The sequence below is a fragment of the Achromobacter sp. genome (assembly GCF_050285585.1).
In the GTDB taxonomy this organism is placed as follows: domain Bacteria; phylum Pseudomonadota; class Gammaproteobacteria; order Burkholderiales; family Burkholderiaceae_B; genus Achromobacter.
Genome location: NZ_JBLZXF010000010.1, coordinates 106,889 through 133,605, shown reverse-complemented (window position 1 = coordinate 133,605; position 26,717 = coordinate 106,889). Strand labels below are relative to the sequence as shown.

General features: G+C 65.2%; 33 protein-coding genes and 1 pseudogene. 14 read left to right on the top strand and 20 right to left on the bottom strand.

Annotation, left to right across the window (positions count from 1 at the left end; all coding sequences use genetic code 11):
• The first annotated feature begins 75 nt into the window (after nucleotides 1–75).
• On the top strand, nucleotides 76–1,011 hold the full coding sequence (locus ACN6PJ_RS16135) for a LysR substrate-binding domain-containing protein (protein ID WP_427996938.1): 936 nt from the start codon (nucleotides 76–78) through the stop codon (nucleotides 1,009–1,011).
• A gap of 112 nt (nucleotides 1,012–1,123) precedes the next feature.
• On the opposite strand, the gene ACN6PJ_RS16130 is transcribed toward ACN6PJ_RS16135, so the two are convergent.
• From ACN6PJ_RS16130 to ACN6PJ_RS16105, 6 genes and pseudogenes are all read right to left on the bottom strand, one after another.
• Nucleotides 1,124–1,339 carry a hypothetical protein gene (locus tag ACN6PJ_RS16130; RefSeq protein WP_102771612.1) on the bottom strand — a complete coding sequence of 72 codons (216 nt, stop codon included), beginning with the start codon at nucleotides 1,337–1,339 and terminating at the stop codon, nucleotides 1,124–1,126.
• Nucleotides 1,340–1,442: 103 nt separating this feature from the next.
• On the bottom strand, nucleotides 1,443–2,549 hold the full coding sequence (locus tag ACN6PJ_RS16125; protein ID WP_427996853.1) for an AGE family epimerase/isomerase: 1,107 nt from the start codon (nucleotides 2,547–2,549) through the stop codon (nucleotides 1,443–1,445).
• Nucleotides 2,550–2,697: 148 nt separating this feature from the next.
• Entirely contained in the window at nucleotides 2,698–2,910 is a 213-nt protein-coding gene (locus tag ACN6PJ_RS16120; RefSeq protein ID WP_006218759.1) for a hypothetical protein, read from the bottom strand.
• Nucleotides 2,911–3,260: 350 nt separating this feature from the next.
• Nucleotides 3,261–3,485, bottom strand: a complete 225-nt coding sequence (locus ACN6PJ_RS16115) for a hypothetical protein (RefSeq protein WP_427996852.1) — start codon at nucleotides 3,483–3,485, stop codon at nucleotides 3,261–3,263.
• Nucleotides 3,486–3,538: 53 nt separating this feature from the next.
• A pseudogene (locus tag ACN6PJ_RS16110) lies at nucleotides 3,539–3,950 on the bottom strand (sulfite exporter TauE/SafE family protein); the annotation flags it as partial.
• 97 nt (nucleotides 3,951–4,047) lie between these two features.
• Nucleotides 4,048–4,959: a DMT family transporter gene (locus tag ACN6PJ_RS16105; RefSeq protein ID WP_427996851.1), complete on the bottom strand. Its 912-nt coding sequence runs from the start codon at nucleotides 4,957–4,959 to the stop codon at nucleotides 4,048–4,050.
• A gap of 160 nt (nucleotides 4,960–5,119) precedes the next feature.
• On the opposite strand from ACN6PJ_RS16105, the gene ACN6PJ_RS16100 reads away from it, so the two are divergent.
• Nucleotides 5,120–5,590, top strand: a complete 471-nt coding sequence (locus ACN6PJ_RS16100) for an Lrp/AsnC family transcriptional regulator (protein WP_043545250.1) — start codon at nucleotides 5,120–5,122, stop codon at nucleotides 5,588–5,590.
• Nucleotides 5,591–5,710: 120 nt separating this feature from the next.
• Nucleotides 5,711–5,944, top strand: a complete 234-nt coding sequence (locus tag ACN6PJ_RS16095; protein WP_427996850.1) for a hypothetical protein — start codon at nucleotides 5,711–5,713, stop codon at nucleotides 5,942–5,944.
• Nucleotides 5,945–6,019: 75 nt separating this feature from the next.
• Here the strand turns inward: ACN6PJ_RS16095 and ACN6PJ_RS16090 are convergent, their stop codons facing one another.
• Nucleotides 6,020–6,613, bottom strand: coding sequence for a BPSL1445 family SYLF domain-containing lipoprotein (locus tag ACN6PJ_RS16090; RefSeq protein WP_427996849.1), 594 nt, complete (start codon nucleotides 6,611–6,613; stop codon nucleotides 6,020–6,022).
• 113 nt (nucleotides 6,614–6,726) lie between these two features.
• Nucleotides 6,727–7,593 (bottom strand): MurR/RpiR family transcriptional regulator, encoded by an 867-nt coding sequence (locus tag ACN6PJ_RS16085; RefSeq protein WP_427996848.1) that lies wholly within the window; start codon nucleotides 7,591–7,593, stop codon nucleotides 6,727–6,729.
• Nucleotides 7,594–7,730: 137 nt separating this feature from the next.
• Here ACN6PJ_RS16085 and ACN6PJ_RS16080 point away from each other — a divergent pair, with 137 nt between their 5' ends.
• Together ACN6PJ_RS16080 and ACN6PJ_RS16075 are read left to right on the top strand one after the other, a co-directional pair.
• Nucleotides 7,731–8,729 carry a Bug family tripartite tricarboxylate transporter substrate binding protein gene (locus ACN6PJ_RS16080; protein WP_427996847.1) on the top strand — a complete coding sequence of 333 codons (999 nt, stop codon included), beginning with the start codon at nucleotides 7,731–7,733 and terminating at the stop codon, nucleotides 8,727–8,729.
• A gap of 10 nt (nucleotides 8,730–8,739) precedes the next feature.
• Nucleotides 8,740–9,693, top strand: coding sequence for a succinylglutamate desuccinylase (locus ACN6PJ_RS16075; protein WP_427996846.1), 954 nt, complete (start codon nucleotides 8,740–8,742; stop codon nucleotides 9,691–9,693).
• Between the two features lie 31 nt (nucleotides 9,694–9,724).
• Here ACN6PJ_RS16075 and ACN6PJ_RS16070 read toward each other — a convergent pair whose 3' ends face one another.
• Entirely contained in the window at nucleotides 9,725–10,159 is a 435-nt protein-coding gene (locus tag ACN6PJ_RS16070; protein WP_427996845.1) for a GNAT family acetyltransferase, read from the bottom strand.
• Nucleotides 10,160–10,422: 263 nt separating this feature from the next.
• Complete coding sequence (locus ACN6PJ_RS16065) at nucleotides 10,423–11,325, bottom strand: PhzF family phenazine biosynthesis protein (protein WP_427996844.1); 903 nt, start codon at nucleotides 11,323–11,325, stop codon at nucleotides 10,423–10,425.
• A 251-nt stretch (nucleotides 11,326–11,576) separates the two neighbouring features.
• Between ACN6PJ_RS16065 and ACN6PJ_RS16060 the strand changes: the two genes are divergently transcribed.
• A complete protein-coding gene (locus ACN6PJ_RS16060; RefSeq protein WP_427996843.1) occupies nucleotides 11,577–12,569 on the top strand; it encodes a Bug family tripartite tricarboxylate transporter substrate binding protein in 993 nt (330 codons plus the stop codon).
• Between the two features lie 63 nt (nucleotides 12,570–12,632).
• Here ACN6PJ_RS16060 and ACN6PJ_RS16055 read toward each other — a convergent pair whose 3' ends face one another.
• The 8 genes from ACN6PJ_RS16055 to ACN6PJ_RS16020 all read right to left on the bottom strand — a co-directional run bounded on the left by ACN6PJ_RS16055 (nucleotide 12,633) and on the right by ACN6PJ_RS16020 (nucleotide 19,196).
• Nucleotides 12,633–13,610: a 2-hydroxyacid dehydrogenase gene (locus tag ACN6PJ_RS16055; protein ID WP_427996842.1), complete on the bottom strand. Its 978-nt coding sequence runs from the start codon at nucleotides 13,608–13,610 to the stop codon at nucleotides 12,633–12,635.
• Nucleotides 13,611–13,626: 16 nt separating this feature from the next.
• Nucleotides 13,627–13,836: a hypothetical protein gene (locus ACN6PJ_RS16050; protein ID WP_043545242.1), complete on the bottom strand. Its 210-nt coding sequence runs from the start codon at nucleotides 13,834–13,836 to the stop codon at nucleotides 13,627–13,629.
• Between the two features lie 27 nt (nucleotides 13,837–13,863).
• Nucleotides 13,864–14,190 carry a 2Fe-2S iron-sulfur cluster-binding protein gene (locus ACN6PJ_RS16045; protein WP_427996841.1) on the bottom strand — a complete coding sequence of 109 codons (327 nt, stop codon included), beginning with the start codon at nucleotides 14,188–14,190 and terminating at the stop codon, nucleotides 13,864–13,866.
• A 14-nt stretch (nucleotides 14,191–14,204) separates the two neighbouring features.
• Nucleotides 14,205–15,389 (bottom strand): NAD(P)/FAD-dependent oxidoreductase, encoded by a 1,185-nt coding sequence (locus ACN6PJ_RS16040; RefSeq protein WP_427996840.1) that lies wholly within the window; start codon nucleotides 15,387–15,389, stop codon nucleotides 14,205–14,207.
• Between the two features lie 5 nt (nucleotides 15,390–15,394).
• Nucleotides 15,395–16,387, bottom strand: coding sequence for a Bug family tripartite tricarboxylate transporter substrate binding protein (locus ACN6PJ_RS16035; protein WP_427996839.1), 993 nt, complete (start codon nucleotides 16,385–16,387; stop codon nucleotides 15,395–15,397).
• Between the two features lie 106 nt (nucleotides 16,388–16,493).
• Entirely contained in the window at nucleotides 16,494–17,063 is a 570-nt protein-coding gene (locus tag ACN6PJ_RS16030; protein ID WP_427996838.1) for a 3-phenylpropionate/cinnamic acid dioxygenase subunit beta, read from the bottom strand.
• Nucleotides 17,060–18,421 (bottom strand): aromatic ring-hydroxylating oxygenase subunit alpha, encoded by a 1,362-nt coding sequence (locus ACN6PJ_RS16025; protein WP_427996837.1) that lies wholly within the window; start codon nucleotides 18,419–18,421, stop codon nucleotides 17,060–17,062. The genes ACN6PJ_RS16030 and ACN6PJ_RS16025 overlap by 4 nt, the downstream gene beginning before the upstream one ends.
• 37 nt (nucleotides 18,422–18,458) lie before the next feature.
• Entirely contained in the window at nucleotides 18,459–19,196 is a 738-nt protein-coding gene (locus tag ACN6PJ_RS16020) for a FadR/GntR family transcriptional regulator (RefSeq protein ID WP_427996836.1), read from the bottom strand.
• 263 nt (nucleotides 19,197–19,459) lie between these two features.
• On the opposite strand from ACN6PJ_RS16020, the gene ACN6PJ_RS16015 reads away from it, so the two are divergent.
• From ACN6PJ_RS16015 to ACN6PJ_RS15980, 8 genes are all read left to right on the top strand, one after another.
• Nucleotides 19,460–19,819 carry a hypothetical protein gene (locus ACN6PJ_RS16015; protein ID WP_427996835.1) on the top strand — a complete coding sequence of 120 codons (360 nt, stop codon included), beginning with the start codon at nucleotides 19,460–19,462 and terminating at the stop codon, nucleotides 19,817–19,819.
• 62 nt (nucleotides 19,820–19,881) lie between these two features.
• Entirely contained in the window at nucleotides 19,882–20,520 is a 639-nt protein-coding gene (locus ACN6PJ_RS16010) for a hypothetical protein (protein WP_427996834.1), read from the top strand.
• Nucleotides 20,521–20,901: 381 nt separating this feature from the next.
• Nucleotides 20,902–22,383 (top strand): SulP family inorganic anion transporter, encoded by a 1,482-nt coding sequence (locus tag ACN6PJ_RS16005; protein ID WP_427996833.1) that lies wholly within the window; start codon nucleotides 20,902–20,904, stop codon nucleotides 22,381–22,383.
• 399 nt (nucleotides 22,384–22,782) lie between these two features.
• On the top strand, nucleotides 22,783–22,941 hold the full coding sequence (locus tag ACN6PJ_RS16000; RefSeq protein WP_427996832.1) for a hypothetical protein: 159 nt from the start codon (nucleotides 22,783–22,785) through the stop codon (nucleotides 22,939–22,941).
• Between the two features lie 32 nt (nucleotides 22,942–22,973).
• Complete coding sequence (locus tag ACN6PJ_RS15995) at nucleotides 22,974–23,648, top strand: SOS response-associated peptidase (protein WP_427996831.1); 675 nt, start codon at nucleotides 22,974–22,976, stop codon at nucleotides 23,646–23,648.
• A 47-nt stretch (nucleotides 23,649–23,695) separates the two neighbouring features.
• On the top strand, nucleotides 23,696–24,016 hold the full coding sequence (locus tag ACN6PJ_RS15990) for a hypothetical protein (RefSeq protein ID WP_427996830.1): 321 nt from the start codon (nucleotides 23,696–23,698) through the stop codon (nucleotides 24,014–24,016).
• A gap of 30 nt (nucleotides 24,017–24,046) precedes the next feature.
• Nucleotides 24,047–24,277, top strand: coding sequence for a hypothetical protein (locus ACN6PJ_RS15985; protein WP_427996829.1), 231 nt, complete (start codon nucleotides 24,047–24,049; stop codon nucleotides 24,275–24,277).
• Nucleotides 24,278–24,516: 239 nt separating this feature from the next.
• Nucleotides 24,517–25,713, top strand: coding sequence for an AAA family ATPase (locus tag ACN6PJ_RS15980; protein WP_427996828.1), 1,197 nt, complete (start codon nucleotides 24,517–24,519; stop codon nucleotides 25,711–25,713).
• 150 nt (nucleotides 25,714–25,863) lie between these two features.
• Here the strand turns inward: ACN6PJ_RS15980 and ACN6PJ_RS15975 are convergent, their stop codons facing one another.
• Both ACN6PJ_RS15975 and ACN6PJ_RS15970 read right to left on the bottom strand, forming a co-directional pair.
• Nucleotides 25,864–26,250, bottom strand: a complete 387-nt coding sequence (locus tag ACN6PJ_RS15975; RefSeq protein ID WP_427996827.1) for a hypothetical protein — start codon at nucleotides 26,248–26,250, stop codon at nucleotides 25,864–25,866.
• Complete coding sequence (locus ACN6PJ_RS15970; protein ID WP_427996826.1) at nucleotides 26,247–26,657, bottom strand: M15 family metallopeptidase; 411 nt, start codon at nucleotides 26,655–26,657, stop codon at nucleotides 26,247–26,249. Before ACN6PJ_RS15970 ends, ACN6PJ_RS15975 begins: the two co-directional genes overlap by 4 nt.
• Nucleotides 26,658–26,717 lie beyond the last annotated feature (60 nt).

The window sequence follows — 26,717 nt, the reverse complement described above, 5'->3', positions numbered from 1 at the left end:
GCCAGTGTCCGAACTTTACCGTCCCCTTTCAAACGACTATATTGCACTCTTTCATTACCAAAGGTCATGCTAGAGATGCGCCTGCAGTCGCCATCCATGTCCGAACTGCATGCTTTCGTAACAGCGGCGCGTCTGGGCAGCTTCACGCTGGCCGCGGAAGCCCTGTGCGTCACGCAGGGCGCGGTCAGCCGGGCCATCTCCAGGCTGGAGGCCCATTTCGGGCAACCCTTGATGCACCGGAACGCCCATGGCCTGACCCTCACCGATACGGGCCGCCGCCTCTACGACGGGGCGCTCGCTCCCTTGCAGGCAATCGAAACGCTCAGCGCCGAATTGCGGGCGGACGACCGCCGGCTGCGCCTGACGCTTTCCACGGTTCCCACGCTGGCCAGCGCCTGGCTGGTGCCGCGCCTGCCGGATTTCCACCGGCGCCATCCCGATATCCAGCTCGGCTTCGCGGCCTACCGCCGCAACGAGGATTTCTCCGGCGCCACGCCCGACGCCAGCATCCTGTCCGGCACACCGGAACAATGGCCCGGCTGGCAGGCCGACTATGTAATCGGCCGCGAAATGGTCGTGATCTGCCATCCTGGCCGCCTGGCCGCGCGCCGGGCCCAGGGCCTCTGGAGCACGCCCGCCGGCCTGCTCGGGGAAGAACTGCTGTATCACTCGAACGGCGTGGACAACTGGGCGCAATGGTTCGCCGCCGCCGGCGTGCCGCGCGGCTCGGTCAAGCTGTCCAATGGATTCGACCAGGTATCCATCCTGGTGCGCGCCGTCATGGCCGACATGGGCATCGCCGTCCTGCAGCGCTGCCTGGTGCGCGACGACCTGCTTGCCGGACGGGTGGCGGCCCCTTTTCCCGAATTGCCCATACGCATTGCGCGCGGCTATCACCTGTGCGCCCCGGCCCAGCGCCGCGACCACTATGCGCTGGCCTGTTTCCGCCAATGGCTCCTGGAAACCGCCGGCCGGGACCCCGACGTGCTGGCCGCGGGATCCGCCGCCTGAGCGGACCCGGGCGTCGGCGCGAAGCAACACGCTGTTTCCCGATATGCGGGAAAATGCGTCAAAATAAAACAGGCTCCTTCCGGAGCCCGTTTTCATTGATGCCGCGCAACGCTCAAGGTGCGAGCTTGAATCCCAGGTCGACGCCCCACTTGTCGGTCTCACGCAGCCACTTGGCGCCGCAATTCAAGCAGCGGAAATGGTCTTCGCGGCTTTCTTCCCGCCCTTTCTGCGTAGGATTGGTGAATCCCTGATGTCCGAGTTGAGCGTGCGGCGCAACGCCAGCAAGTCCCGGGTTAATGCGTTGGCAAGCCAAGCACATAACGCTCATTGATGCTTCCCCACAAACATAGTTACTAAATTGTAAGGGATTTCACCAATGCTTTTCTATCAATTTATGTCTATAACGCCACAAAAAATTGTTAACGCCGCAATTAAACAACGGCCGGCAGCGCGGAAATGCAGGTAGCGAGGTGATACGGCGAGGTGGAAGGCATGTCCGCGCGCACGATGGTCCCGTCCGCGTCCAGACATTCGTGCCACCCTCCCGGGTGCAGGAAGCGGTCCCGGAAAACGGCCAGGCCCTCCTCCAGCGCGGGCAGGTCTCCCAGCACCGCAAGCACGCGCAGGTATTCGGTCTGCGCCCAGATCCGGCGCGTATCGTCAATGACGGCGCCCGATTCGTCCAGGGCCGCCACCACGCCGCCGGCGTCCACCCCGCGGCTGCGGGACCATTGCACCGCGCGCGGCAGAGACTCCGCCAGGTCCAGGCCTTCGAACACGGGGGCCGCCCCCTGCACCAGCGATAGCCACTCGAATTGATGTCCGGGCTCGAGTCTGTTGCCGGCAGTGCCCTGCCGCTCTTCCGAAATGCACTGCGTGGGCGCATGCACGAAACGGTGGCTGATGCCTTGCGCCAGGCCGCGCAGATGCTGCGCGAACAACGCCGGCTCCGCCACTTGCGCGGCCGCCAGGTACGCTTCGGTGAGGTGCATCATGGGATTCTGCGCTGGCGGGCGCAATGCCTGGCTCATGTCGGGGCTCAGCGCGGCGTGATACAGGGAGTCGGCGGTCTTGAAACGCGCTTCGATGATCGACGCGGTGGCCAGCATGAGCTTGCGCGCGTCGGCATTGCGGCTGCGGCGGAAATAGGCCGCGCAAGCCAGCACGATGAATGCATGGGTGTACAGGTCCTGCGTGTCGTCGAGCGGGCGCGCCCCGGCGTCGACGCTATAGCGCCAGCCGCCATGCGCTTCATTGCGGAACACGCGGCGCAGCGACTCGAAGAGCACATCGGCATGCTTGCCTGCCGCGGCGCCCTGCGCCTCGGAAAAAACGTACAACTGGCGCGCGCAGGCCATGGCGCGATAGCGCTCCACCGGCAGCGGCGCCCCGGTGGCCGAATCCAGCGATTCGAAAGGAAGACCCAATGCGGCATTGAAGCCCCGCCCCAGCCATAGGGGCAGGACGACGGAATCGAAATGCTCGCGCAATGCGCGTATATGCGCCGCGAGAGTGGTGGTGGTCTGTGCGGCAGTCATCTTGGAACGGCGCATGCCCGGCCGGAACCCCAGGTTTTGGAGCAGCAACGATAACCGAAATTTTCGCCGCAAACCGCTGAGCATTCTCCGTAGCATCATGCACGCACAGACCGGCCCTGCTGATCAACTCCGTCGAGGGCAGGAAGCCCTATCGGAAGATATTTTCCTCTACCCAATTCTGCGCGAAGATTTCCGCGCGGTCGCGAGCTTCGTCCAGCGAAGCGCAGTTGCCCAAGTGGGAAAACGCGGCATCCACTTCGGTGCCGCCCTCGGCCGTTACCGTCAGCAAAACGCCATATCCGCCGGTATCCATGGCCGCCGTGGAAACGTCGATCAGTACTTCCTGGTCACGATGCTGCATGTGCTACCTCCCAGTCGGTTACCTAAACGCGTGAACCACGCGTGACGTTGCGGGACCAGCTTTCCCGCGCAAATGAATAGACCAGCAAACGTCACGCAAGTTCATCTTACTGGCGGCGCGGCGCCGGCGATATGCAGAAAGCGACCAAATCGCGCATTCCGTCTCAGGAGATTCCCGTAGCCTGTCGCGAATCGTCGCGAATACGCGAAATACTGCGAAAACATTCGCAAATCTTGCAGGATCCGGATTTCCAAACGGTCAAGACGCAACAAAACGCGGCACGAGTGCCGGAATACGCGTGGATGATCGTGCGCCGGATGCCGGCTGCCGGACTCGCGGGGTTGCGCGGGCTATCTCAGGTGGATGGCGCCCGGCTCTTCCATGCGCAGGGCAAGCCTGCCCTTGTCCGTGATGAGCCAACGCCCGTCGGCGCCGGCTCCGATGCAACGCAGGGTTTCCAGCGCCTTCGCGACGTGCTCGGGAACTTCGGTCTGCTCGGCGCCCGGTTCGCCGTTGTCGGAGACGATCCGCAACCAGTGCCCCAACTCGCCCTTCTGGAAACGATGCAATGCCATGCTTGACTCTCTATAGAACCCATTAACGATAGCACGCGCGCCGCGCGGGCATCGCCTGGCGGCGCGCCCACCACGCCGTCGGCCAGCCTGCCCCCCACGACGATACGCGGCAGCCGGGCCGCGAACAGCATGATCGGGCACCAGATGGCCAGCAGCCCGCCGATGAAGGTCTTGAACACCAACGGATCCAGGTGCGGCAGCAGCTTGACGCCCAGGGGTATGCCGAGCAGCCCGCCCGCGACGAAGGGCAGCAGGTGGCCCACGGCGAAACCCGCGGCGCACGGTGAACGCGGCCAGCAATTGCCCGGTCAGGGCGCCGAACACCACCATGGCGGCCGCAAGCTTCGGGTCCACCGTCCATGCCCAGAACGACATGGCCACCATGCCGAAGCCAAAGCCCGAAAGGCCTTGCACGAAACCCGCGGCCATGGCGCCCGCCACGACCAGCACGTAAAGAGAATCCATTTCCGCCGCACGCCCGCATGAAGCCGGGCCCTCCCGGCGCATGCCATTCTAGGGCCTGTTTGCGCCAATTGGCGTGGCGCGCGGTCCCTGGCGCGTTCTACGAGGGGCGCAGCATGAGCGGGCGCTTATGGCGCGCCGCGGCGGCCGAAGCCGCGACGCTCGCGCCGATCAAGGCCAGGCCCAGGGCCAGATCGGCCGAAATGCGCTCGGCGAATACCAGCGAGGAAACCAGCAGCCCGATCACCGGCACGCAGAGCATCGCGATCGAGGTCGCCACCGGCGGCATCTTCTGCGTCATGCCCAGCACCACGATGAAGGTCAGCGCCGTGGCCAGCGGCCCCGTATACAGGATCACGGGCCAGGCTTGCGGTGCGGCGAGGAACGCCGGCGCGCCGTCGCGCATCCACGCAAGCGCCGCAAGCGGCGCCGCCGCGATGGCGGTTTGCCACGGGATCATGTCGGCGCCCAGGCGGACGTGCCGGTTGCCGCGCAACTGGATGATGTTGCAGGCCCAGGCGAAGGACGCGCCCAGCAGCATTGCCAGGCCGATCACGGCGTGCGCCTGCCATGGGCTGAAGGCGGGGGCCACAATCACGGCGATGCCCGCATAGCTCAGCGCCGTCGCGAGCCATTGGCCCATCGACAGGCGCTCCTTGAGAACCAGCGACGACAGCGGGATCACCCAGATGGAAGTGGCGTACGCGATCACGGACGCGCGCCCGGGCGCCACATATTGCATCGCCCACAACGCCAGCGCGGTAAAGGCGCCCATCTGCAGCAGCGCCACGCCCGCCACCAGCGGCAGTTCCTGCCTCGTGGGCAGGCGCAGGCGCCCCAGCAAGCCCAGCACCAGCACGCTGATCGCGGCGGCGGATCCGAAGCGGCTGGCGGCCAGCCATAGCGGGCTCATGTGCGCCAGCCCCAATTTCATGACGGGCCAATTGCCCCCCCAGATCGCCACCGCGCCCATCAACGGCAATAACCTGCCCCACGCACCCTGCTGACTCATTACTGCTCAACTTACCGCATGAATATTCCGCGTTTTGGCCGATTGACCAAACGATGGAATAGTCTATAGGGTAAACCCCAGCATATTTCACCTCAATTTGCCGGAATAACCGGCATACTCAGCACATCTGAACTGCGTATTGACGATACCTTGGTGACTTATGCCGGAAATCAACCTCGACGCCACTGACATCCGCATCCTGAACGAGCTCCAGCGCGATGCCCGCCTGACCAATGTCGAGCTGGCGGCACGCGTGAACCTGTCGGCCTCGCCTTGCCTGGCCCGGGTGCGCCGGCTGGAGGCCGAAGGATTGATCGACCGCCGCGTCACGCTGCTCAACGCGCGCAAGCTGGGCCTGAAGGTCAATGTGTTCATCCAGATATCCCTGGACAAGCAGCGCAAGGCCGCCCTGGACGTGTTCGAGCGCGAAATCGCCGTCCTGCCCGAGATCATGGAGTGCTACCTGATGTCGGGCGACGCCGATTACCTGATCCGCGCCCTGGTGCCCGACGTCGACGCGCTGGAGCGCCTCATCGTCGAACACATCACCCGTATACCGGGGGTGGCCAGCATCCGGTCCAGCTTCGCGCTGAAGCAGGTGCTCTACACCACCGCGGTGCCGCTCTCCTGAGGGCCTCCGGCCGGCCCGCCGCGCCCTTGCGGGATCGTCCGGCCCAGACCACAATGAAAGCGCCGCGCGGGCCGCCCCGGCCCCGCCGGTCCCCTCCCATCGTCTAGCAAGGAGCAAACCATGCCTGAAACCGACTGGTTCCCTGGCGGCACGCTACCCGATCGTCAGGGCTACTTCGAAGTGGAATTCGATACGGGTGAAACCGAAATCACGCGCTACGGCTTATTGGGCTGGGAACCCGGGCAGGATCGCGGCCGGATCAAGCGCTGGCGCGGCCTCGACCCGAACATAGAAGCAGCCGAGATGCAGCGCGAAAGCGCGGTGCGCGGCAGCGGCGATTCGCTGATCGGCTGAGCCGCCGGCGGCGCGCCGGCAAAGCAAAACGCCGCGGATACCCTCCGCGGCGTTTTGCTTTGCCGATAGTCGCGATCAGAGATTCAGCTTGGAGATCTTCGTGCCGGCCAGCGACACGCCCGCCATCAGGCCGCCGTTGTTCATCACGAACCCCACGATGGGCTGCTGCGCCGTATTGGTGTCGATGCGGCCGTTGGCGCCGATATTGACGACCGCGACCGTGGCGTCGGCGCCGACGGTCCAGCCGCTGCTGTTGCGGAATTTGTTAAGCGCCTCGTCAGTCATGAACAGCAACACCATCGCCTTGGACTGCGCGCCGGCCTGGAAGCCGATCGAACCCGCCGTCGTGCTGTAGTAGCCGGCGTTGGCGCCACCCACCCGCAGGACGCCCTTGCCGTGCTCCGCGCCCACGATGAAGCTGCCGCTCAGCACGTCAGGAAAGATCAGCACGCCCTTGGCGCGCGCGACCAGGTCCTTGGATTGGGGCGAGGCCTCGTAGAGCTTGCCCAGCGTGGCATCCGCCGCGCTGCTGAGCGATTGCCGTTGCTCGGACGCCGTCGCGGCGGACTTGGGACTGGTGGTGGTGCAGCCGGCGAACAGCAAGCCAGCCGCGCCGATCGTCACGGCGGCCACGCCGGCGCGACGCAAGACAGGAAAAGAATCGAACATGGAATTCTCCTTGTTGATGGCACCAGCTACCAATGTACCGGGCAAATCCGTTAACGCAAGGCACACGATTGTGCCAAACGCAACAAAACCTGCCGGATAGCGTTGTCGCCCGATTACGCGGCGCCCGGCGGCCTTATCCATTGCGCGTCCCACAGCGCTTCGCCACGTTCGAGCGCGGCGCCCAGCGCCTGTTTGCGGCGCTGCGCAACCGCCGCGAGCAGCGCATTGCAGACGGAGAACGCGGCCGTGTAGGAATCGAAGGGCGAGGCGCTGGCGCTGCGCGCGACCAGGACGTGGTGCGCGGAAGCGGCGGCCGGCGCGGATGCCGAATCGGTGATCAGGACCACTTTGCCGCCACGCTGGCGAAAGTACTGCACTGCGCCGGCCGCCGCGACTGAGTAGCGCCTGAACGTGAATGCCAGCAGCACGTCGGCCTCGTCGACCCAGAGCAGTTGGTCTTCGAGCGACAGCGGGCCGGCGGCCACCATTGGCTTCACGGCGGGCAGGCACATGTTCAGGTACAGCGCCACGTGGCTCGCCAGCGGCGCAGCCTGCCGCAGCCCCAGCACGTGCACGCGCGCCTTGCGCTGCGTCAGCAGGCGCACCGCCGCCTCGAAAGCCGTCACGTCGATCGATGCGAACGTTTCCTTCAGGTTGTGCTGGTCATGCAGCAAGGCGTTGTTCAGGCATGCGCGCGCCGACGGGCTGTCGGCGTTGACGACATCGGCGCGCTCGCCGGGCGATGCAAGCCGCGCCGTCACTTCCGACCTCGCCTCCATCTGCGCCTGCGCATAGCTTTCATAGCCCAGCTTGGCCAGCAGGCGCACCACGGTGGACGCGCTGGTGCCCACTTTCCGGGCCAGCGCCGTCGCCGACTCCAGCAGGCCTTGCGGGTAACGCGCCTGCATTTCCTCGACCAGCAGGCGTTCGGTCTTGCTGAGCTTCCTGCCGTAGCCGGCGATGCGTTGATTCAGATTCATAGGAAGTCGGATTTCCGGTAGCGGCTGGGGCCCTAGGTAATAACCCCAAATTTCACAAACAGCATTGCATCTTATATTTCGTTCTGCAATTTTCGTTGCAAATTAGACCAAACACGCAGTCACCACAAGAGACGTTCATGAAGCATCACCCCCAGGGGCCGTCCCTCACGCGCCGCAGCCTGATCGCCGCCGGCCTGGGCGCCGCCCTGCTGCCGCTGGCCGCGCGCGCAACCCCCTATCCGTCGCGCCCCATCACGCTGGTCGTGCCCTTTCCCGCCGGCGGCTCGGTCGACCTGATCGGCCGCATCTACGCGGAATCGCTGGGCAAGGCCCTGGGCACCGCCATCGTCATCGAGAACCGCGACGGCGCGGGCGGCGCCATCGGAAGCAAGCGCGTCGCGCGCGCCAATCCGGACGGCTATACCCTGGTTGCGTCCTCGCAGAGCTCGCATCTCGCCAATCCCCTGATGCGCAACGACCTGGGTTACGACCCGATCAAGGATTTCGCCTCGATCTCGCAGTTGTCCCGCACGCCCAATGTGCTGGTGACCAATGCCGATGTGCCCGCCGCCACCTTCGCGGCGTTCGTCGCGCTGCTGAAGGCCCGGCCGGACGAGCTGCACTTCGCCACCGCGGGCATCGGCAGCATGGGCCAGCTCAACGCCGAACTGTTCAAGAACACCTTGCAGCTGCAGGCCGTGCACGTGCCCTACCGCGGCGGCTCCCCCCTCATCAATGCGCTGCTCTCCAATCAGGCCCAATTCGCGCTGGACAACCTCGCGCCGTTCCTGCCCCACATCCAGGTCGGCAAAATGCGCGCCCTGGCCGTGGCGGCGCCCAAGCGGCTCGCGGCCCTGCCCGACGTGCCCACCTTCGCCGAACTGGGATACCCGGTACTCAATTCCATGTCATGGATCGGCCTGGCGGCGCCCGCGGGCACGCCCGCCGACATCATCGAAACACTGCTGGCCGCCGTGCGCGCCGTCGCCGGGCAGGACGGCATGGCGCAATCCCTGGAAAAGGCCGGCGCCCTGCCCCCCGAAGAGCAGACGCCCCAACAGTTCACCGCCATGATGTCCGAGCGCCTGGCGTTGTACAAAGACCTGATCGACCGCGCCGGCATCCGTCCTGAATAGGCCTACTCCCATGAACAATCCCGCTTTCGAACCCGACACCGCCCCGCTGGAAGTCCTGCCCCGCGACCTCTCGGCCTACCGGGAGGGCAACGTGGGCATTCCCTACGTCCACCGTTTCGAGTCGGGCCGGCCAGGCCCGCACGTGCTGATCAACGCCATCACTCACGGCAACGAAATCTGCGGCATGGTGGCCGCCGCCCACCTGCTGGATACCGGGGTGCGGCCCAGGATAGGCACGCTGACGGTCAGCTTCGCGCACGTCGAGGCCTACGAGGCCTTCGATATCGAGCAGCCCTACGAAAACCGCCAGTTGGTGCACAACCTGAACCGCATCTGGTCGGCCGACATGCTGGATGGGCCGCAAGACAGCCCCGAACTGCGGCGCGCCCGGGAACTGCGTCCCGTGCTGGACGCCGCCGACTATGTGCTGGACATTCACTCCACGCGCGCGCCGGTGCAACCGTTCTGGGTCTACACGGAAATGGACCGCAACACCGCGCTCGCCAGCGCCGTCGGCGCGCCGCAGGTCCATCTCGTCATGCCCCCGGGCATATTCCCAGGCACGGGCGTCATGGGCTATGGCCGCCATGGCGATCCGGATTCCGACAGCGGCGGCTCGCTGGTGGTCGAATGCGGCCAGCACTTTTCGCAATCCGCCGCCACGCTCGCCACCGATGTCACGCTGCGATTCCTGGCGCATCTGGGCCTGATCGACACGCCCGCCGGCACGCCGCCGCCCCCGGCGCCGCGGCGCTACCGGCTGCTCGAAGTGCACATGGTGAAGTCGGCAGACTTCTCCTTCACGCGGCCGGTCCTCGGCTTCGAGACCTACGCCAAGGACGAACTCATCGCCATGAACGGCACCGAGGAAATCCGCTCGCCCTGCGACGACTGCACGATCTTCATGCCCACGCGCATGCCCATCGTGGGCCGCGAGGCGGTATACCTGACCGTAGAGGTCTGACGGCCCCGGCAGGCGCCCGGGCCTCGGTCCTTCAGAGGTCCGGGATCAGGCGCTTGCCCAGGCTGATGACTTCGTCCTGCTGGAATCCCAGCGTTTCATAGAAATCCTTCACCGCGACGTTGCTGGAGCGGATCAGCAGATTGATCTTGGGACATCCCATTTCCAGCAGCTTACGCTCCACGGCCCGCATCAGCGCCGTCGCGTAGCCGCGGCGCTGATGCGCCGGAGACACCGCCAGATAGTTGATCCAGGCGCGGTGCCCGTCATAGCCGCCCATCAGCGTCCCGACGATCCCGCCTTCCGCTTCGCCCACCAGGAACAGCTCGGATTGCACGGTCAGCTTGCGGGCGATGTCCTTGCGCGGATCGTTCCATGGACGGGTCAGGCCGCAGTCCTGCCACAGCTGGATGATCGCGGCCTCGTCCGACGAATGGTAGGGCCGGATGACGATGGGTTGAGAGCTCATGCTTCGTTCCTTCGGTAGGGGAAACGAAAGCCTTGCGATACGCCTCGACAGCGGGAAGAGCGGGCCAAAAGCACAAAAGCCACGAGGAGTATCGTGGCTTTCGGGAAAAGCGCTGAAGGGTCAGCGCCCGGATGCGACCAGCCACTCAACGCAGGCGTCGAGTGATTCGTCGATTGAAGACGCCGGCGAGCGGCGCGAAATGCGGTGCTTCCATGCGCGCAAGCATACAGGAAGCGCGCGCGGACGCCAACAGATTGGCGCGCTCAGGCCTGCGCAGGCGCGGGCAGGGTCCCTTCCATGACCACCACGGCCTCGCCGGCCACGCCCGCCCATACGCCATCCGCGCGGGGTTCGGCATGCGCGAACAGCAGGCTGGCGCGGCCCATGTCCACCCCCTGGCCCACGCGCAGGCGCAGCATGCCGCCGCGCAAGGCAGCGCGCAGCGCCGTGGCGGCAGCCGTCGCGCTGCCGGTGGCCGGGTCCTCCGTCATGCGGCCGGTGAACATGCGGGCCTGGACGTCGGTCCCTGGCTCCGCCGCCGTGTCCGTGGTGTAGGCATAGATGGACTTGGCGCCATCCAGCGGCAGCAAGGCCGCGTAGCCCTGCGCATCGGGCGCGGCGCGCCGCAGCGCGTCGCGGCTTGCCAGTTGCACGACCAGGAACGTCAGCCCGACCGACACGACCTGCGGCGGATGCGTGGACGCATCGATATCCGCGGGGTCGAGCGTCAAGGCCCGCGCCACCGCATCGACCGCCGCCACGCCCGCTCTTTCAAGCGGCCGAGGGGCGGTCAATTCCGCCCTTTGCACCGCCGGCTCGCCGGTCTTCAGCGCGATGCGGACCAGGCCCGCCTCTTCTTCGAACACCAGGGTTTCGGGCACGGGCCTGCCCGCCGCCCGCCACTCGCGAGCGAGCACGATCGCGGTGCCCACGTTCGGATGCCCGGCAAAGGGAACCTCCCGGTCCGGCGTGAAGATGCGCACCCATGCCGTGTGCGCGGGGTCGCGGGCAGGCAGGACGAAGCTGGTTTCCGAGTAGTTGAACTCTCGCGCGATGCGCTGCATCTGCGCGGCGGTGAGCCCCTGGGCGTCGAGCACGACCGCCAGCGGATTGCCGCCATACGCGCGGTTGGTGAAGACATCGGCGGTGACATAACGGTAGCGCATGGAACCTCCTTTTCCAGCCGCGCGTAGCAGGCGGCGACGGCAAAAGTGTGCCCGCGCGGCCGGCCTGCGCGCCAGACACAGAGCGGCGGAATCGGAGCCGTAACAGGAGACGGCCCATCCTAGGGTAAGCCGCAATTTCCACGCCCAGGCGCTCCACGTACCGTTCCGATAAATATGTTTATCGTACAAAGTCGCAACCAGGAATCGGAGCAGCACGTGGTGTAGCAAAACCAACCCAAGGGGAAGTCGTCATGGAACGTCGCAGTGCGTTGAAACTGATGGGAGCCGCGGCCGGCCTGGCCGTGACAGGCAGAGGCTGGGCTCTTGACGGGCCCTACCCGTCCCGAACGATCAAGATCATTGTCTCTTCCACCCCCGGAAGCGCGACCGATCTTGCCGGCAGGCTGGTCGGCGACCTGCTGTTCGCCAAGTACGGCCAGAGCGTGGTGATTGAGAATCGCGCCGGCGCGGGCGGCGTGATCGGCATGCAGGCCGCCGCCGCGTCCAAGCCGGATGGCTACACCCTCACGACAGGCGGCCTGGGCCACAACGTGCTGCCACCCGCGACCTTGCGGGGGCTGCCGTTGGACATCCCCACGGCATTGCTGCCCATCGCCCAGGTTGCGGAATTCGTCAATGCGCTGGTGGTGCGGACCGACCACCCCGCCAACTCGGTGCCCGAGCTCGTCGAATACCTGCGCGCGAGCAAGCGCAAGCCGCTGTACGGCAGCAATGGCGTCGGCAGCTCGTCGCAGATGACCGCGGAGCTGTTTGCCATGCGCACCGGCCTGAAATTCGACCACGTTCCCTACAAGGGCGCGGCCGACGCCCTGGTGGGCACGGCCAACGGCGACCTGGACATCTGTTTCATGAATCTTCCGCCGACGCTGGCCATGGTGGAAGGCAAACGCCTCAAGGCCCTGGCCGTCACCAGCGCCTACCGGGCGCGGCAGTTGCCCGACGTGCCCACCATGCAGCAGCAAGGCATGAAGGATTTCGACGTGACCAGCTGGCTGGGCATGTATGCCCCCGCCAAGGTCGATCCCGCCATCATCGCCCAGCTCTCGCAGACCATTGTCAGCGGCCTTTCCACCCCCGAATTCCAGGCCCGCATCGTCGGCGCGGGGTTCGAGCCCAAGCTGCGCAATGCCGCGGAGTTCCAGGCGTTTTCGGCGGCGGAGTTCAAGCGCTGGAGCGAAGTCGCCCAGCAAGCCGGCATCGTGGTCGCCTACGGCGGGAAATAAGCCAGCCGAAAATGGCGGGGACGCCCCGAAGGGCGCCCCCGCCATTCCCTTTTCTGCCCGCGCTCAGGCCCGCGCCTGCCACACCTGCGGGTTGACCATGGCCTGCGGCGTCCGCCCGGCCAGCGCGTCCAGCAGGTTGGCCACGGCCAGGTCGATCATGGCCCGCCGCGTTTCATGGGTAGCGCTGCCCACGTGCGCCTGCAGCACCACGTTCGGCAGTTCGCACAGCGGGCTGGATGGCGGCAGCGGTTCCTGCTCCATGACGTCCAGGCCGGCGCCGGCGATCGTGCCGGCGCGCAGCGCCTCCACCAGCGCCGCCTCGTCCAGCACCGGCCCCCGCGCCGTATTGATGATGTAGGCCGTCGGCTTCATCAGGCCGAACTCCCGCTTGCCCACGGAATGGCGCGTTTCGGCGGACAGCGGGATATGGACGCTGAGCACGTCCGAAGACTTGAACAGCTCGTCGCGCGCGACGTACGTGGCCAGGCTCCCCACCGACGGATCTTCGCGGCGGTTGTGATAGATCACTTTCATATCGAACGCCTGCGCGGTGCGCGCCACCACCTTGCCGATGCGGCCCATGCCCAGCAGCCCCAGCGTCTTGCCGCGGATATCGGTGGTAAGGGGGAAGGCGCCCTGGGTCCAGGCGCCGCTGCGCACGAACGCATCGCCGGCCACCAGATTGCGGGCCAGACACAGCATCAGGCCGATCGTAACGTCCGCGACCGCGCCATCCAGCACGCCCGGCGTATTGCAGATAAGCACCCGGCGGCCCGTGGCGGCCTCCAGGTCGACGTTGTCGAAACCGACCGCGAAGTTGGAACTGACGGCAAGCGCGGGAAAGGCGTCGAGCAAAGCCTGGTCGACCCGGGTGCGCACCGTGCAGACCATGCCTGCGACCTGGGGACGAACCTCCGCCGGCACGGCTTCGGCGGGGTTCTGTCCCACCGGCACGTCGATGATCTCGCAGACGGCGGCGACGCGCTCGCGCAAGTCGGCCGGCAGCGGCGCGGAAACGATGATTTTGGGCTTTTGATTCATTGCGGCTCCATGAAGGTCAGGGTTCGATCGATTCGACGTCGGTGGCGAACACTTGCTGCTCACCGGCATCGACCAGGGAGGAATCCGTGGGATGGTCCAGGTAGCGGACGATCAGCCAGAATCCGTCCTGAGGGTTTTCGACGATCTCGGCGACGGCGCCATCGGCCATGCGCACGCGCACGCCGGGCTGCAGATCGACGAGGTTGATGGACTTGTTGTCGGCCATGTCGGCGGCTCCTTGCGATAGCCGCGGCTACAGCTCGAGTTGCGCGGACGGCACGCGCAGGCGGATGCCGTCCAGCTCGGGCTTCATGATCACCTGGCAGGACAGGCGGCTGGTGGCGCAGCGTTCCGGCACCACCTCCAGCAACGCCTCTTCGGCCATGCCTGGCGGATCGAGCCGGTCGAACCAGGCCGCGTCGACCTGGACGTGACAGGTGCCGCAGATGGCGCCGCCGCCACACTCGGCGACGATGCCTTCCAGCCCGTCGCGCCGCGCCGCTTCCATCAGCGACCAATCATCGGGAACGTCCAGCACCTGCTCGGCGCCGTCGGGCAATTCGAATACTGCTGAGGGCATGTCCACCACCTTTTTCAAGCAACGGTTTCCGGCGTGCCGATGCGCGGCACGCCCTTGATGAATTCGACCGGACTGTCCACCGCTTCGATCGCGGCCAGGCGTCCTTCCTGATAGCGTTCCACCAGCCATCCCTTGGCCGTGGGCAAAAGCACGTCGCGGCTGGGTTGCGCCGGATTCACGAGGCCCGCCATCTGCAGGCGCCGCCCATGCTGCTCGGACCAGAAGGTGGGCGGCCGTGGCGCCGGCGGGCTCTTGCCGGCGATGGCGGCGGCCGCGATGCGCGCCTGCGCCAGCGCGTTCTGCACGCTTTCTATCCGCGCGTGGCGCTGCAGTTCGCCGCGGAAGGCGCTGGCGCAATCGCCGATGGCGTACACGTCCGGCGCGGAAGTCCGGCAGCATTCGTCCACCACGACGCCATCCAGGCAGATCAGGCCTGACGCCTCGGCCACGGCAGTCTCTGCGATGGCGCCGATCGACACCAGGATCAGGTCCGCGTCCTCCGAGGAGCCATCGGCCAGGTGCGCGCGCCAGCCCGCCCCCGTGCGCTCCCAGTTCGCTACCGCCGCGCCGTGCCGTATCTCGATGCCGGCGTCGCGGTGTATGGAACCCATGCGCTCGGCGGTCGGTTCGGACACCTTCCCGCCCATGACGCTGCCGCCCTGCTCAAGCACCAGGACCTCTGCGCCCAGCTTGCGCGCCGAACACGCGGCCTCCAGGCCCAGGTATCCGGCCCCCAGCACCAGCAGACGGCAGCCGGGCCGCAACGCCACGCGCAGGCGGCGCGCGTCCTCCAGGCCGCGCACCGCGTAAACGCCCTCGCCCTCCACGCCGGCGATGCCGCGCGCCCGCGCGCCGGTGGCGAGCACGCAATGCTCATAGCTCACGCGGCGCCCGGATCGGGTGTGCACGATGCGCCCTGCCGTGTCCAACCGTTCCACGGGGTCGCCGGCCACGATGGTCACGCGCAACTTCTCATACGCGCCATCGGCCCGCAGGGCGATGCGCTCTTCGCTGGTGGCGCCCGTCAGCAAGGCCTTGGAGAGCGGCGGCCGCTCGTAGGGCGCATGCCGCTCGGCGCCGAACAGCGCCACGTCGCCTTCGATGCCTGCCGCGCGCAGCGCCCAGGCACATTCGACGCCCGCATGTCCCGCGCCGATGATGGCCGTATGCACGTGGCTCAGGCGAGAAAGATCTTCCATACCGCTCAGGCTCCAAACTTCAGGGATACGTTGGCGCGTCCCGCCACCTGTTTCCAGCGCGCCAGCTCGACGCGATTCAATTCGGCGAAAGCGTCGGCCGACGAGGACTTGGGCTCGAAGCCCGCCGCGCTCAAGGTCTCGCGCGACGAGGCCTGGGCCATGCCTTCCTGCAGCGCCGCGCTCAGGGCCTGGACCACGGCCGGCGGCATGCCGGCAGGCCCGTACAGGCCCAGCCAGCTGGTCACGTCGAAATCCGCCACGCCCTGCTCGGCCATGGTGGGCACGTCCGGCAACTGCTTGCTGCGATAGCTGCTGGTGACCGCGATCGCCCGGATGGAACCCTTGCGGATCAGCCCCATCACGGGCGGCAGGTTGCTGAAGCTGAAATCCAGGTTGCCGTTCACCACATCGATCAGCATTTCGCCGCTGCCCTTGTAGGGCACGTGCAGCAGGTTCGCGCCCGTGCGCTGCGCGAAGAACGCGGTGGTCAGGTGCACCGACGTGCCTATGCCGTTGGACCCGTAATTCAATCCCTCCTTGCTGCGGGCGCGGGCCGCGGCGATCAGATCGTCGACGCTGCGGATCGGGGAGTCCGCGCGCACGATCAGCACGTTGATGAACTCTGCCATCTGGCCGATCGGCGCGAATGCCCGGGACATATCCAGCGGCAGACCGGTGACGGTGGCCATGGGCAGCACCATGCCGCCCAGCCCGTTGAGCAACAGCGTGTAGCCATCCGGCGGCGCCGCGGCCACGTGCTGGCTGCCTATCATGCCGTTGGCGCCCGGGCGGTTTTCCACGACCACGGGCTGCCCGAATTTCTTGCTGATGATCTCGCCCGCCAGGCGCCCGGCCACATCGGTGACGCCCCCGGGCGGGTACGGCACGATCAGGCGCATCGGCTTGGAGGGAAATGCCGCCTCGGCGGATCGCGCCGCCGGGGCCGAGCCCATCGCGGCCGCGGCGGCGATGGCTTTCAGTACAGTACGTCTATGCATGCTGCGACTCCAGGTATGGGCGCGCCCCGCCCTCAGCGGACGCGCCCTGATCGGAAGGAAAACCATCGAACTCCGGCTGGCGGGCCGGCGCCGAAAAAGCCGTGCGCTAGAAGAAGATCGTGAGCGCCTTGGAAAGCAGGACGTTCTGGTCCAGGTGGATCTCCCGCGAGAGCACCTTCCAGCGCCCGTCGCGGCGGCGCAGCACGTCTTCGCGCTTGCCGACGAACAGGCTGACCTCCGCCTGCAGGCGGTTCTGGTAGATCAGGAAGCGCGAGCGCACACGGACGCGCTCTCCCCCGCCCTCGTCGGGCGCCACCTCCAGCACGCGGATATTGGTCACCAGGTGGGACACCCGCGAGGCCGGCTCCTCGGCCCAGTGAATGCCCGTCCTGATCTGCGCCACCCGTTGCCGCAGCGTGTCGATGCCTTCGTCGAACCAGGCTGCGTCACGCGTGCCCGAATACTCCTGAGCCATGGCGTCGCGACGCACGTTGCGCGTGAGCGGCATGCGGTAGCTGATGTCCTCGTCCAGCAACTCCAGCCAGGCGTCGAACTCGCGATGATCCAGCAGGTCCGCCTCGTAGTGCATGAAACGCTGCACCTGCCACCAGATCTGCATATCGTCGATGCTGGAATCCTGCGCGGCGATGGGCGCGTTGTCGGTGGGCGCGTTCATGCCGCCTTCTCCTGGGCGCGCGCGGCGCCGGCCATCAGCTCGTCCCAGGACAAGCCGTTCATGAATTGCGCCCATCGGCGGTAATAGATCCGGGCATTCTCTTCCGTGTACTCGCCGTTGACCGCGCAACCCGGAATCTCCGGCACCGGCTCGGCATGCCCCACGCCCATCTGGTAGTTGAAAAAGAGTTCGCGCGACATGGTGCCCATGCTGGCCTCGGTGGCGCCCGTCCAGTTCTCCATATCGTCCGACTCGGTCATGCCGCCGGGGCCCGAATAGCGCAGGAAGTAATGGCGCGCCGCTTCCTTGACCGCCTCGGGGGCATCCTTGTCCACCAGGTACATGCGCCACATTTCCATTTCGGTCGGGCTGATCGGGTGGAACACCGCCAGCGTGCGGGGCTGGCGCCCGTGGAAGGACATGTTCGGGAAAATCGTGCCGACGCTGGTCTGCACGCGCATGGCCGAACCCAGCGTGCGTTCGCGGCGCTCATGCACCTCGCGGTAATAGGCCTCGACTTCCGGGTAGCGCGCGTACTGCGGCGCGTATGGCCCTTCCTCGTAGAAGGGCAGCCGCCCCAGCAGCCCATGCCCCAGTTCGGGGAAACAGATGGCCGAGCGCGTCGCCGAGGGATCGCGCCGCCCCCTTCCGCCGCCCGGGCCGATGCCGACGATATCCACGGAACGATGGCTGATGTCGTGGTACAGATCGCCGATGAAATTTTCCGGCGCGAATTTCCAGTTGCACTTGACCCGCCACTTCTGCACGCCGCCGATGACCTCCGAGCCCCCGGCGCTGCCGTCGCGATGGTCCAGGGCAGCATCGAGATACAGCCGCATGTTGCCCAGATAATCGAGGAAAGGCGGCGCATCCGGATCCCATGTCGCCCACACCGCGCCCTTGTAGTTGACCACCTGTGCAACCGTCTTCAGGCCCCACTGCTTCTTGTCCAGCTCGCCCTTGTAATGCGTGGCGTGCCCCGGCACCCCAACGAGCTCTCCCGGCCGTTCCACCAGCTTGCCATCGGTGGAAAAGCTCCACCCGTGGTACGGACAGGTGAAGGTCCTGTTGTTGCCGTGATCGTAGCGGCACAGCTTCATGCCACGGTGCGCACAGCTATTGAGCATGACCTGGATCTGGCCCTGCCTGTCGCGGGTCAGGATCACGGACTCCGTTCCCATCCGGGAGACGAAATAGTCGTCCGGATTGGGCACCAGGCTTTCGTGTCCCACGAACAGCCAGGCCCGCGAAAACACCTGCCGCAGTTCCTGCTGGAAGATCTCGTCGTCGACGAAGATGGAGCGGCTGATCAATCCTTCGTCCGCCCGCACCAGTTCGTCTATCGCTTTACGCCCCATCGCCACTTCCCCTTGGAGATTGCCCGCAATCGGAGGGCTACGGCTTTTCCGCCGTGGCTGCCGCCGTGCGCAGTCGTGCTTCAGTGTTGTCGACGTGCGTGCGCGCCTGCTGACGCGCAAGCTCCACATCGCCCTTCTCTATGGCGGCGAACAGCGCTTCGTGTTCCTTTTGCGCCTGGGCGCCGCGGCCGGCTATCTTGGCCGACCGTGAACGCGAAACGCGCAGGTTCTTCTTGAGCAGCACCGCCAGGAAATCGAAGAAATTCAGGTAGTGTTCATTGCGGGTCGCCCGCGCCACGCAACGGTGGAACTCCATGTCGGCATCCACGCCGACCGCCACGTCCCCCGTGGCGATCGCATCGGCCATCTTGCGCAGGGCCCGGCGCATGGCGGCCAGGTCTTCCTCGCTGCGCCGCTGCGCCGCGAGCTGCGCGGCCTCGATCTCGAAGCCCCGGCGCAGCTCGACGATGCGCAGCACCTGATCGGCGTCGCCGATATCCGCAGCCTGCATGCGCAGCACGGAGGGCCGCGCCGTCTGCATGACGGTCAGGCCTCGGCCTTGCTTGCTCTGCACGATGCCATCGCCCTTCAGGCGCGAAACCGCTTCACGCAGCACAGTGCGCGAGACGCCCATGCGGGTGGCGATGATCTGTTCCGGCGGCAGCACTTCGCCGACCTGGTAATCTCCGCTGGTAATCTCTTCCAGCAGCATTTCGGTGACGCGGTCGGTCAGATTCGGCTCCGACTGCACGGGCGCGACCGAGTCTCTTTTCAACAGTGATCGAGAAGCTGAAGTAGGCATAAGGAAGTTTCTGTCCGAAAACGTTCATCATTGCCAGCCCGCGTTGCCTCGGCTGTGTGCGCCGGACGCAGGGCGTCGGCGTTGAAAATATGATAATCGTATAAAAAATCGGACGGATACTAGGGAAAGCGCGGATGCCCGCAGCCCAACCCACGCCGCAAGCCGCTAGACTATGACGGCCCGCCGCAATCCCATCCCTCAATCGCACCACGGGTTGCGCACCACAGGAATCCGCCATGGCCAGCAGCCCACGCACCTATTTCCTGAACCGCCTGCCGTCCGGCGAGCTCGGGCGCATCCTGCTCGGCCGCGAACGGTTCTTCCTGGAAAACGTCGGCGACATGAACGCAACCGTGGCGATGATCGAAGCGCATTGCCGGGAACATGGCCTGACCACCCGGATACGCAAGCAGCCCTACAACCCCGGCCTGTCGGGCTGGGACGCACTTCTCCTCGTTCCCACCTGGATCGGTTTGCTCGCAGCCACGGCCCTGGCTGCCCTCGGCCTGCGCGGGCCACGCACGGATCTGGTCATCACCCAGCGCAGCAACAGCCTGCTCGACATCCGCTATTGCGCGCCGCGCGCGCGCACTTGACGCAGCGCATCCCGCGGCCTGCGTCCGGCCGCTACACTATCCCATATATGGGGATGACCGACATGAAAGACAGTGCCGCGCACTCGGGTGAACTCACCATCGACGACGCATTGCGCCTGGCGCAAACCTGGGCCGCCGCCCATCACGCGGATGCCGACCGAAGCCGGAAATTCGCCGTCCAGTGGCATCAGGACACCCCGGCCTCCGACAGGCGCGGCGACGCCCTGCTCCGGGATCTGGCGTTCTTTTTCCAGGCCGCCTCGAAGGATGCCGCCTACTGGCAATCGGTCGGCGACTTTTCCGAAGAAGCCACGGGCGTCTGGGGCGTGCAGGCGCTCAAGGCGCTGGCCGGCCTGAATGCCGTGGGCCTGCTGGCCGCGGCGATTCTCCTGGCGGCGCACGGAGGCTCGGCCTACACCGCCGGCGCCATCGGCGCCTGCGTCCTGTTCCTGGCGGGCGTGCTGCTGGCCTATCCCGCGCTGCGGCTCATCCGGATATCCCGCAGCCGCGCCAACGCCGCCGCCGCGTCCCAAAGCCGTGAGGCCGGCAGCGCGTCGACCTGGGAGCAACTCCGGTCCGCCAACGACGCCAATCCCAACGTAGGGCGCCAGGAGCGCAAGCTGGCCGTCCGGCTGGCGGCGGTCATGGCCATCACCGCCACGATAGGCTGCGCCGTGCTGGTGACGACGGTCTGGCTCTAGCAACCACTTGGCCCATGCGCTGCCGCCCGGTAACAAGACCTTCGGCGGCGCCTGGCGGCAGCGCATCGGCAGGCAGGCCCTGGTTTGCTGCGGCCCGCCGTCTCAGGATAGAATTGCGGCCTTCCCGGATTCCTCCCGCCTTCCGCCTACCCATGTAACTCTGCGACACCCGACCTCTCAGCCTTTTTTCAAGGCCCTCTCCGCCAGAGGTCTGTCGCGCGCGGCTACTTTTTCTTCGAAAGCAGCCTGCATCGGGTCCCCCCAGGTACCGCCAATCAGCCACCTCGTCGTGTCGACGCGGGCGCGAGCCTACCGTGCGCATCCGGCCTCTCGATCCACTGCACGGTCCATCAGGATCGAACACGCAACCCTGCATACTTCATGATATCCCGCTCCCCACGCCAAGAATGGCTGTCCAATATCCGAGGAGACCTCCTCGCCGGCCTGGTCGTCGCGCTTGCCCTCATCCCTGAAGCGCTCGCCTTTTCCATCATCGCGGGCGTCGATCCGCAAGTCGGCCTGTACGCGGCATTCAGCATCGCGGTCGTGACCGCCATCGCCGGTGGACGACCAGGCATGATCTCCGCAGCGACGGGCGCGGTCGCCCTGCTGATCACATCCCTGGTCAAGGACCACGGCGTCCAGTACGTATTCGCTGCGGCGATCGGGGCGGGAATCCTGCAGATCGTCGCGGGATTCTTGAAACTGGGCGGGCTGATGCGTTTTGTTTCACGTTCGGTCATCACCGGCTTCATCAACGCCCTGGCCATCCTGATTTTCCTGGCGCAGCTTCCCGAGCTGACGAACGCGCCCACGGCCGTCTATATCCTCGTCGCGGCGGGCCTGGCCATCATCTACACGCTTCCCCGAATCACGAAGGCGGTTCCTTCGCCGCTGGTATGCATAATCATCCTCACGGCGATCACGATGTTCATGGGCCTCGACGTGCGGACCGTCGGGGACATGGGCTGCTTCCCGAACGCGCTGCCGTCCTTCCTGTTGCCCGCCGTCCCCCTGTCCTGGGAGACAGTGCAGATCCTCTTTCCCTACTCGCTCGCCATCGCGCTCGTCGGCCTGCTCGAGTCCCTGATGACTGCCTCCATCATCGACGACTTCACAGATACCCCCAGCGACAAAAACCGCGAATGCAAAGGCCAGGGCATCGCGAACATCGTCGCGGGGCTGCTTGGCGGCATGCCGGGCTGCGCCATGATCGGCCAATCCGTTATCAACGTGAAGTCCGGCGGGCGCGGGCGGCTATCGTCACTCACCGCCGGCGTGCTGCTCCTCATCATGGTCGTGTTCCTTGGGCCGTGGGTAAAGCAGATCCCCATGGCCGCGCTGGTGGCCGTCATGATCATGGTGTCGATCAGCACCTTCAGTTGGCGCTCCATCAAGGACCTCTTCACACACCCCAAGAGTTCGTCCTTCGTCATGTTGACGACGGTCGTCGTGGTCGTCGCCACGCACAACCTCGCCATGGGCGTTCTCGCCGGCGTGCTGCTCAGCGCAGTCTTCTTCGCATCTAAGGTGCAACGCGTGCTCAGCGTCGGGTCCGCCCTGGAGGCCGGCGGAGCGACGCGGAAGTACATCGTCCGCGGACAGGTGTTCTTCGCGTCGTCGGAGGCGCTGGTTTCCGAGTTCGACTTCAAGGAAGACGTCAAGAACGTATTGCTCGACCTTTCGCACGCGCACTTCTGGGACATCACCGCGATCGACACGCTGGATCGCATCGTGCACAAATTCCGCAGGAACGGCGTGGAGGTCACGCTGCATGGCCTGAACCGCGCAAGCACGACCATGGTGGAAAAATACGCCACGCACGACAAGCCCCAGGCTTGCGCCGCGCCGCTCTCTCATTGATCCTCGAGACCCTCGCCCGGCCGTTCGTCGTTGCTGCGAACGGCTGGAGAAACCGCTGCTCCTCGCAAGGCCCGCGGCTGAGTTTTTGCCTCAGTATCCGAGCAGCGACTCGCGGCCAGAGACTTATGGCCAAAGACTTCGAGTAAAGCTCCGTGGCAGAGCAAATGAAAAAGGCCGTCAGTGATTTCTCACTGACGGCCTTTTGAACTACTGGTCGGGACGGCGGGATTCGAACTCGCGACCCCTTGCACCCCATGCAGAGGAGCGATTTTCAATCCCTTATATTTCAACAACTTACGGCTGCGCTCGCTGCTAACCGTGTGCAACGATGCCCCTCTGGGAGCAACGAAGTCCCCACGAAAGTCCCCATGTCCGCCCCGATCGGGTAGAGTGCGGAGCATGGAACCCTGGCCCTTTGACACCATCACCCCCGAGGAAATCGACGCCCTGACCGACGAGGAGAAGCAAGGCCTCGATGCAGCCGTCGCGGCCTACATCGGCGAATGCCTGCGCCGGCGAGGGGTGGATCCGGCACCGCCCACCAGCACACCAGCCTGATCCTATACTGACCCTTCGACCGGGAGGGCACCATGTGCAGCCATTACACCGCGCTCAAGAAGCAGGAGCAGCTTGAAAAGTACTTCCGCGCGCGCGGGATTCCGCTGCCGCCGAAGTCTGACATGTGGCCGCGCTACGCCGGCCCGTTCATCCGACGGCCACCGGAGCATGACAGCGGCGACGAGGCTGTACCAGAGCGTGAGGCTGTGATTGGGCGCTGGGGCATGATCGCGCCCGGCACCCCGCCCGAGAAGCTGGCGCAGGCCGAGAAGATCGCGACTTTCAACGCCAAAAGCGAGACAGCCCATAAACTCTGGACTTTCCGCCTAGCCTGGCAGCATGGCCGGCGCTGCATCGTTCCGGCCGAGGCCATATTCGAACCGGATTGGCGCTCGGGCAAAGCCGTGGCCACCCGATTCTCCCGCGCCGATGGTGGGCCGCTGGGAATCGCCGGACTGTGGGATCGCTACCGGGACGCCGCCGGCCAGTGGCAGGAGAGCTACACCATGCTCACAATCAACGCCGACCAGGACCCGCTGTTCAAGGACTACCATCAGGCCGGCAAGGAAAAACGCATGGTCGTCATCCTGCCAGAAGGGGCCTACGAAGACTGGCTGACCGCGCCAGTGGCCGACACCCGGGATTTCCTGCTGCCCTACCCGGCTGACCAGCTGGTCGCCGAGCCCATGGAAAAGACCGAAAGCTGACCCCATTTAAGGCGGAATATACTGTATTTTTATACAGTATTTCTAGCATGCCTGTGGATCTCCAATGCGCAGTACAGCGCACACATCACCGCGGCGAGCGGCGTCGTGACAACGACCCCGGTCTGATCGTGGTCGGCTCGGTGCATATGTATTCGATCATGCATCCCGAGCTAAAGCGTTATGTCTCCGTAATGACGATGAAGCCGCTCCACGGATACGACAGCGGGCCAAAGGTGGCAATCCCGGACCTCTTGGAGCCAAAACTCCTGACGTTCGGCTCCGACCGCGGAATGATGGTCGGCGGCTTCGAAGAAATCGACGGCCGCCGCTACTACCAGGGATGGTGGATGCAGTGGATTCGGGAGTAACGGGCAACCGCACAAGGGAATAACACGACGATGTTCGACTACGACGACACCTATACCAATAGCCCGCCCGTCCGTGACATTTGGGTTCGCGCTCTTCCCGCTTTGGCTGGCGTCAAGAACGGAGACTATCTTGCGATTGAACGGCTGCACGCGGCATTCGGAGTTGACAGCGGGCAAAAGCTTCGCGACGTGCTAGCCGCCGGCGAACGCGACGAGCTGCTGGAGATTGACCGCGGCGCCGAGCCCCCCCTACCTACCTAGCGACGTCCATCCTGGAGCGGGGCTTGCGCTCGTATGTGCCGAGTGGGTTGGCTGACTAGGGAATCCGCCCTTCGCATGGTTCCTTTGCTACGCAGTCAGTTCCTAAATTCTGCACTTCTGAAAGCGTCCGCGCAGCGATCGCACTCAGTGCCAGCATGACAGACAGCGGATGCAGTTATATTTATCACAATGCCGTCTATAATGCTAAATAAGGAATTTCCAATAGGAACAAAATCGTCATGTCCATCGAACAGGTATTGAAACTATCGAGTGCGTTCAGCCCGAGCGCACCGATTGATCAGGCGACACTGTTTTCTGGTCGAATCGGCCAGCTCACGGACGTTCTAAATGCGCTGAATCAAAAGGGGCAGCACGCGATTCTGTTTGGAGAAAGGGGGGTGGGCAAGACCTCCTTGGCCCGCGTACTGTCACGCGGATTCCTGATCGATGGGAAGCCATTGCCGACCGCTACTATCAACTGCGATCCCACCATGACCTTTTCTGGGCTGTGGAAGAAGTTGTTGCGGGAGGTTCCCATCAACTTTCAACGCCAGCCTGCAGGCTTCACCGGCGCTGCTGAGGTGTCGCAGGCCTCCCTGGCTGATTACTTGCCAGACCCGGTGACACCGGATGATGTACGCCATCTTCTCTCCAAGATGGGCAAGATTCTCCTAGTCATCGATGAATTGGATCGGATTGAAGATCCTTCGGTCGCTTCGCTACTCGCTGACACAATAAAGACACTGTCCGACCACGCTGTCGACGCCACGGTGCTGCTGGTTGGCGTCGCGGACTCGGTGGACACTTTGATTAACGAACACCAGTCAGTTGAGCGCGCACTGGTCCAAGTACGCATGCCCAGAATGTCTCGCATTGAACTTTTTCAGATCATCGACAAAGGTTTGTCGCAAGCGGGCATGACGAGCGATACCGACGCCCGCTTAAAAATCGCCGCGCTGTCTCAGGGGCTGCCCCACTACACACACTTGCTCGCACAGAATGCGGGCCAACGTGCAGCTGGAAATGACCGCACGGTGGTAACGATTGAGGATGTCCGGACTGCCATTGACAACGCTTTGGCCAAAGCCCAACAATCCACCGTCAATGCCTATCACAAGGCTACCAACAGCCCTCGCGACAACCTCTACCCTCAAGTTCTGCTAGCGTGCGCGATGGCGAAGCAAGATGCGCTCGGATATTTTGCCGCAGTCGATGTTCGACAGCCACTCTGCGACATCATGGGGCGCGCCTACGATATCCCGGCCTTTTCCCAGCACCTCAACAAATTTTGCGAAATCTCTCGAGGTCCCGTTTTGCAACGCACAGGAACCGCGCGCCGCTTTCGGTTTCGCTTCGTCAACCCATTGTTGCAGCCGTACGTTTTGATGGACGGGATTAGGAAGAGTCTGATCAGCGAAGCGGCAATCATTGGCTAGCGAGGCCAAGCCCGTACCGTGGCTTGATGCCGCGCCGCGCACACGCCGTACGCCACCAGCACCTGATCCTGCATCCATATCTGCCATTCGTCGTAATCGCGCGGGTCCTGGGGCGGATCGGGGATCTCCGGGCAAGACGCCGCCAGCCCGCTATCGAGCGGCGGCACCACGCGCGGCACGTACAGAGTCGGTGAGGCTCCGCACCCGGTCAGGATCAGGGCGACAGCCAGCAGGCAGAGGATTCGCATTTTTTAAGGCCTTCGAGAGCGCGCCGATCGACGCAGTGAGTTCAGGGCCGGCTGCCGCCGCGGCGCGCGCGCTCTTGGCCATGGCCGTCAGGTCCGAATTGGTTTGCTGGATAGCCTCACGCGCCACGGCCAAATCATCGCGCGACCGTTCCAGCTGCAGCTCGGCGATTTCACGCCCGTGGAAGGCGCTCATCACGAACCAGGTGGCGGCCGCGCCGAGCAGCGCCGTTGCAGCGTAGCCTCGCCACCCAGCCAGGGCGCCGGCCAGCTTCGCGCCGTCGGCCATCATGCCGGCGCCTTCCAGCCGCGGGGCAGCTGAAAATGGGGGCCGTCTTTCAGCGTGCGCCAGTCCCCGCCCCACTCCACCGGCGTGCCCAGTTCCGCTGCGCAGGCCTTGACCACCTCGGCCAGGCGGCGAAACTCTGCCCAGTCGTCCCACGGGATCACTCCGTTTACCAGCGGCGCCAGGTCCACGGCGTGGCCGTAGCCGTCCGCCTGCACCAGATGCAGGCCATTGAGGGTCTGGCTCTTGCCAGCAGCCTTCAGCTGGCGCTGGCGCTCGGGCGTGCGCAAGCCCTCCACGACAGTGAAGTCCACGGCCGTGCGCTGGATTGCCAGTTTGACGATTTCGACAAGTCGGGGGTGCACGCCTTCCAGCCGCTGCAGGCTGCGGGCGGACAAGATGAATCCGGACATCGTTGCTCCTTCAATGAAAAGCGCGCCCGAAGGCGCGCGGTATGGTTTGGGGGAAGTGCC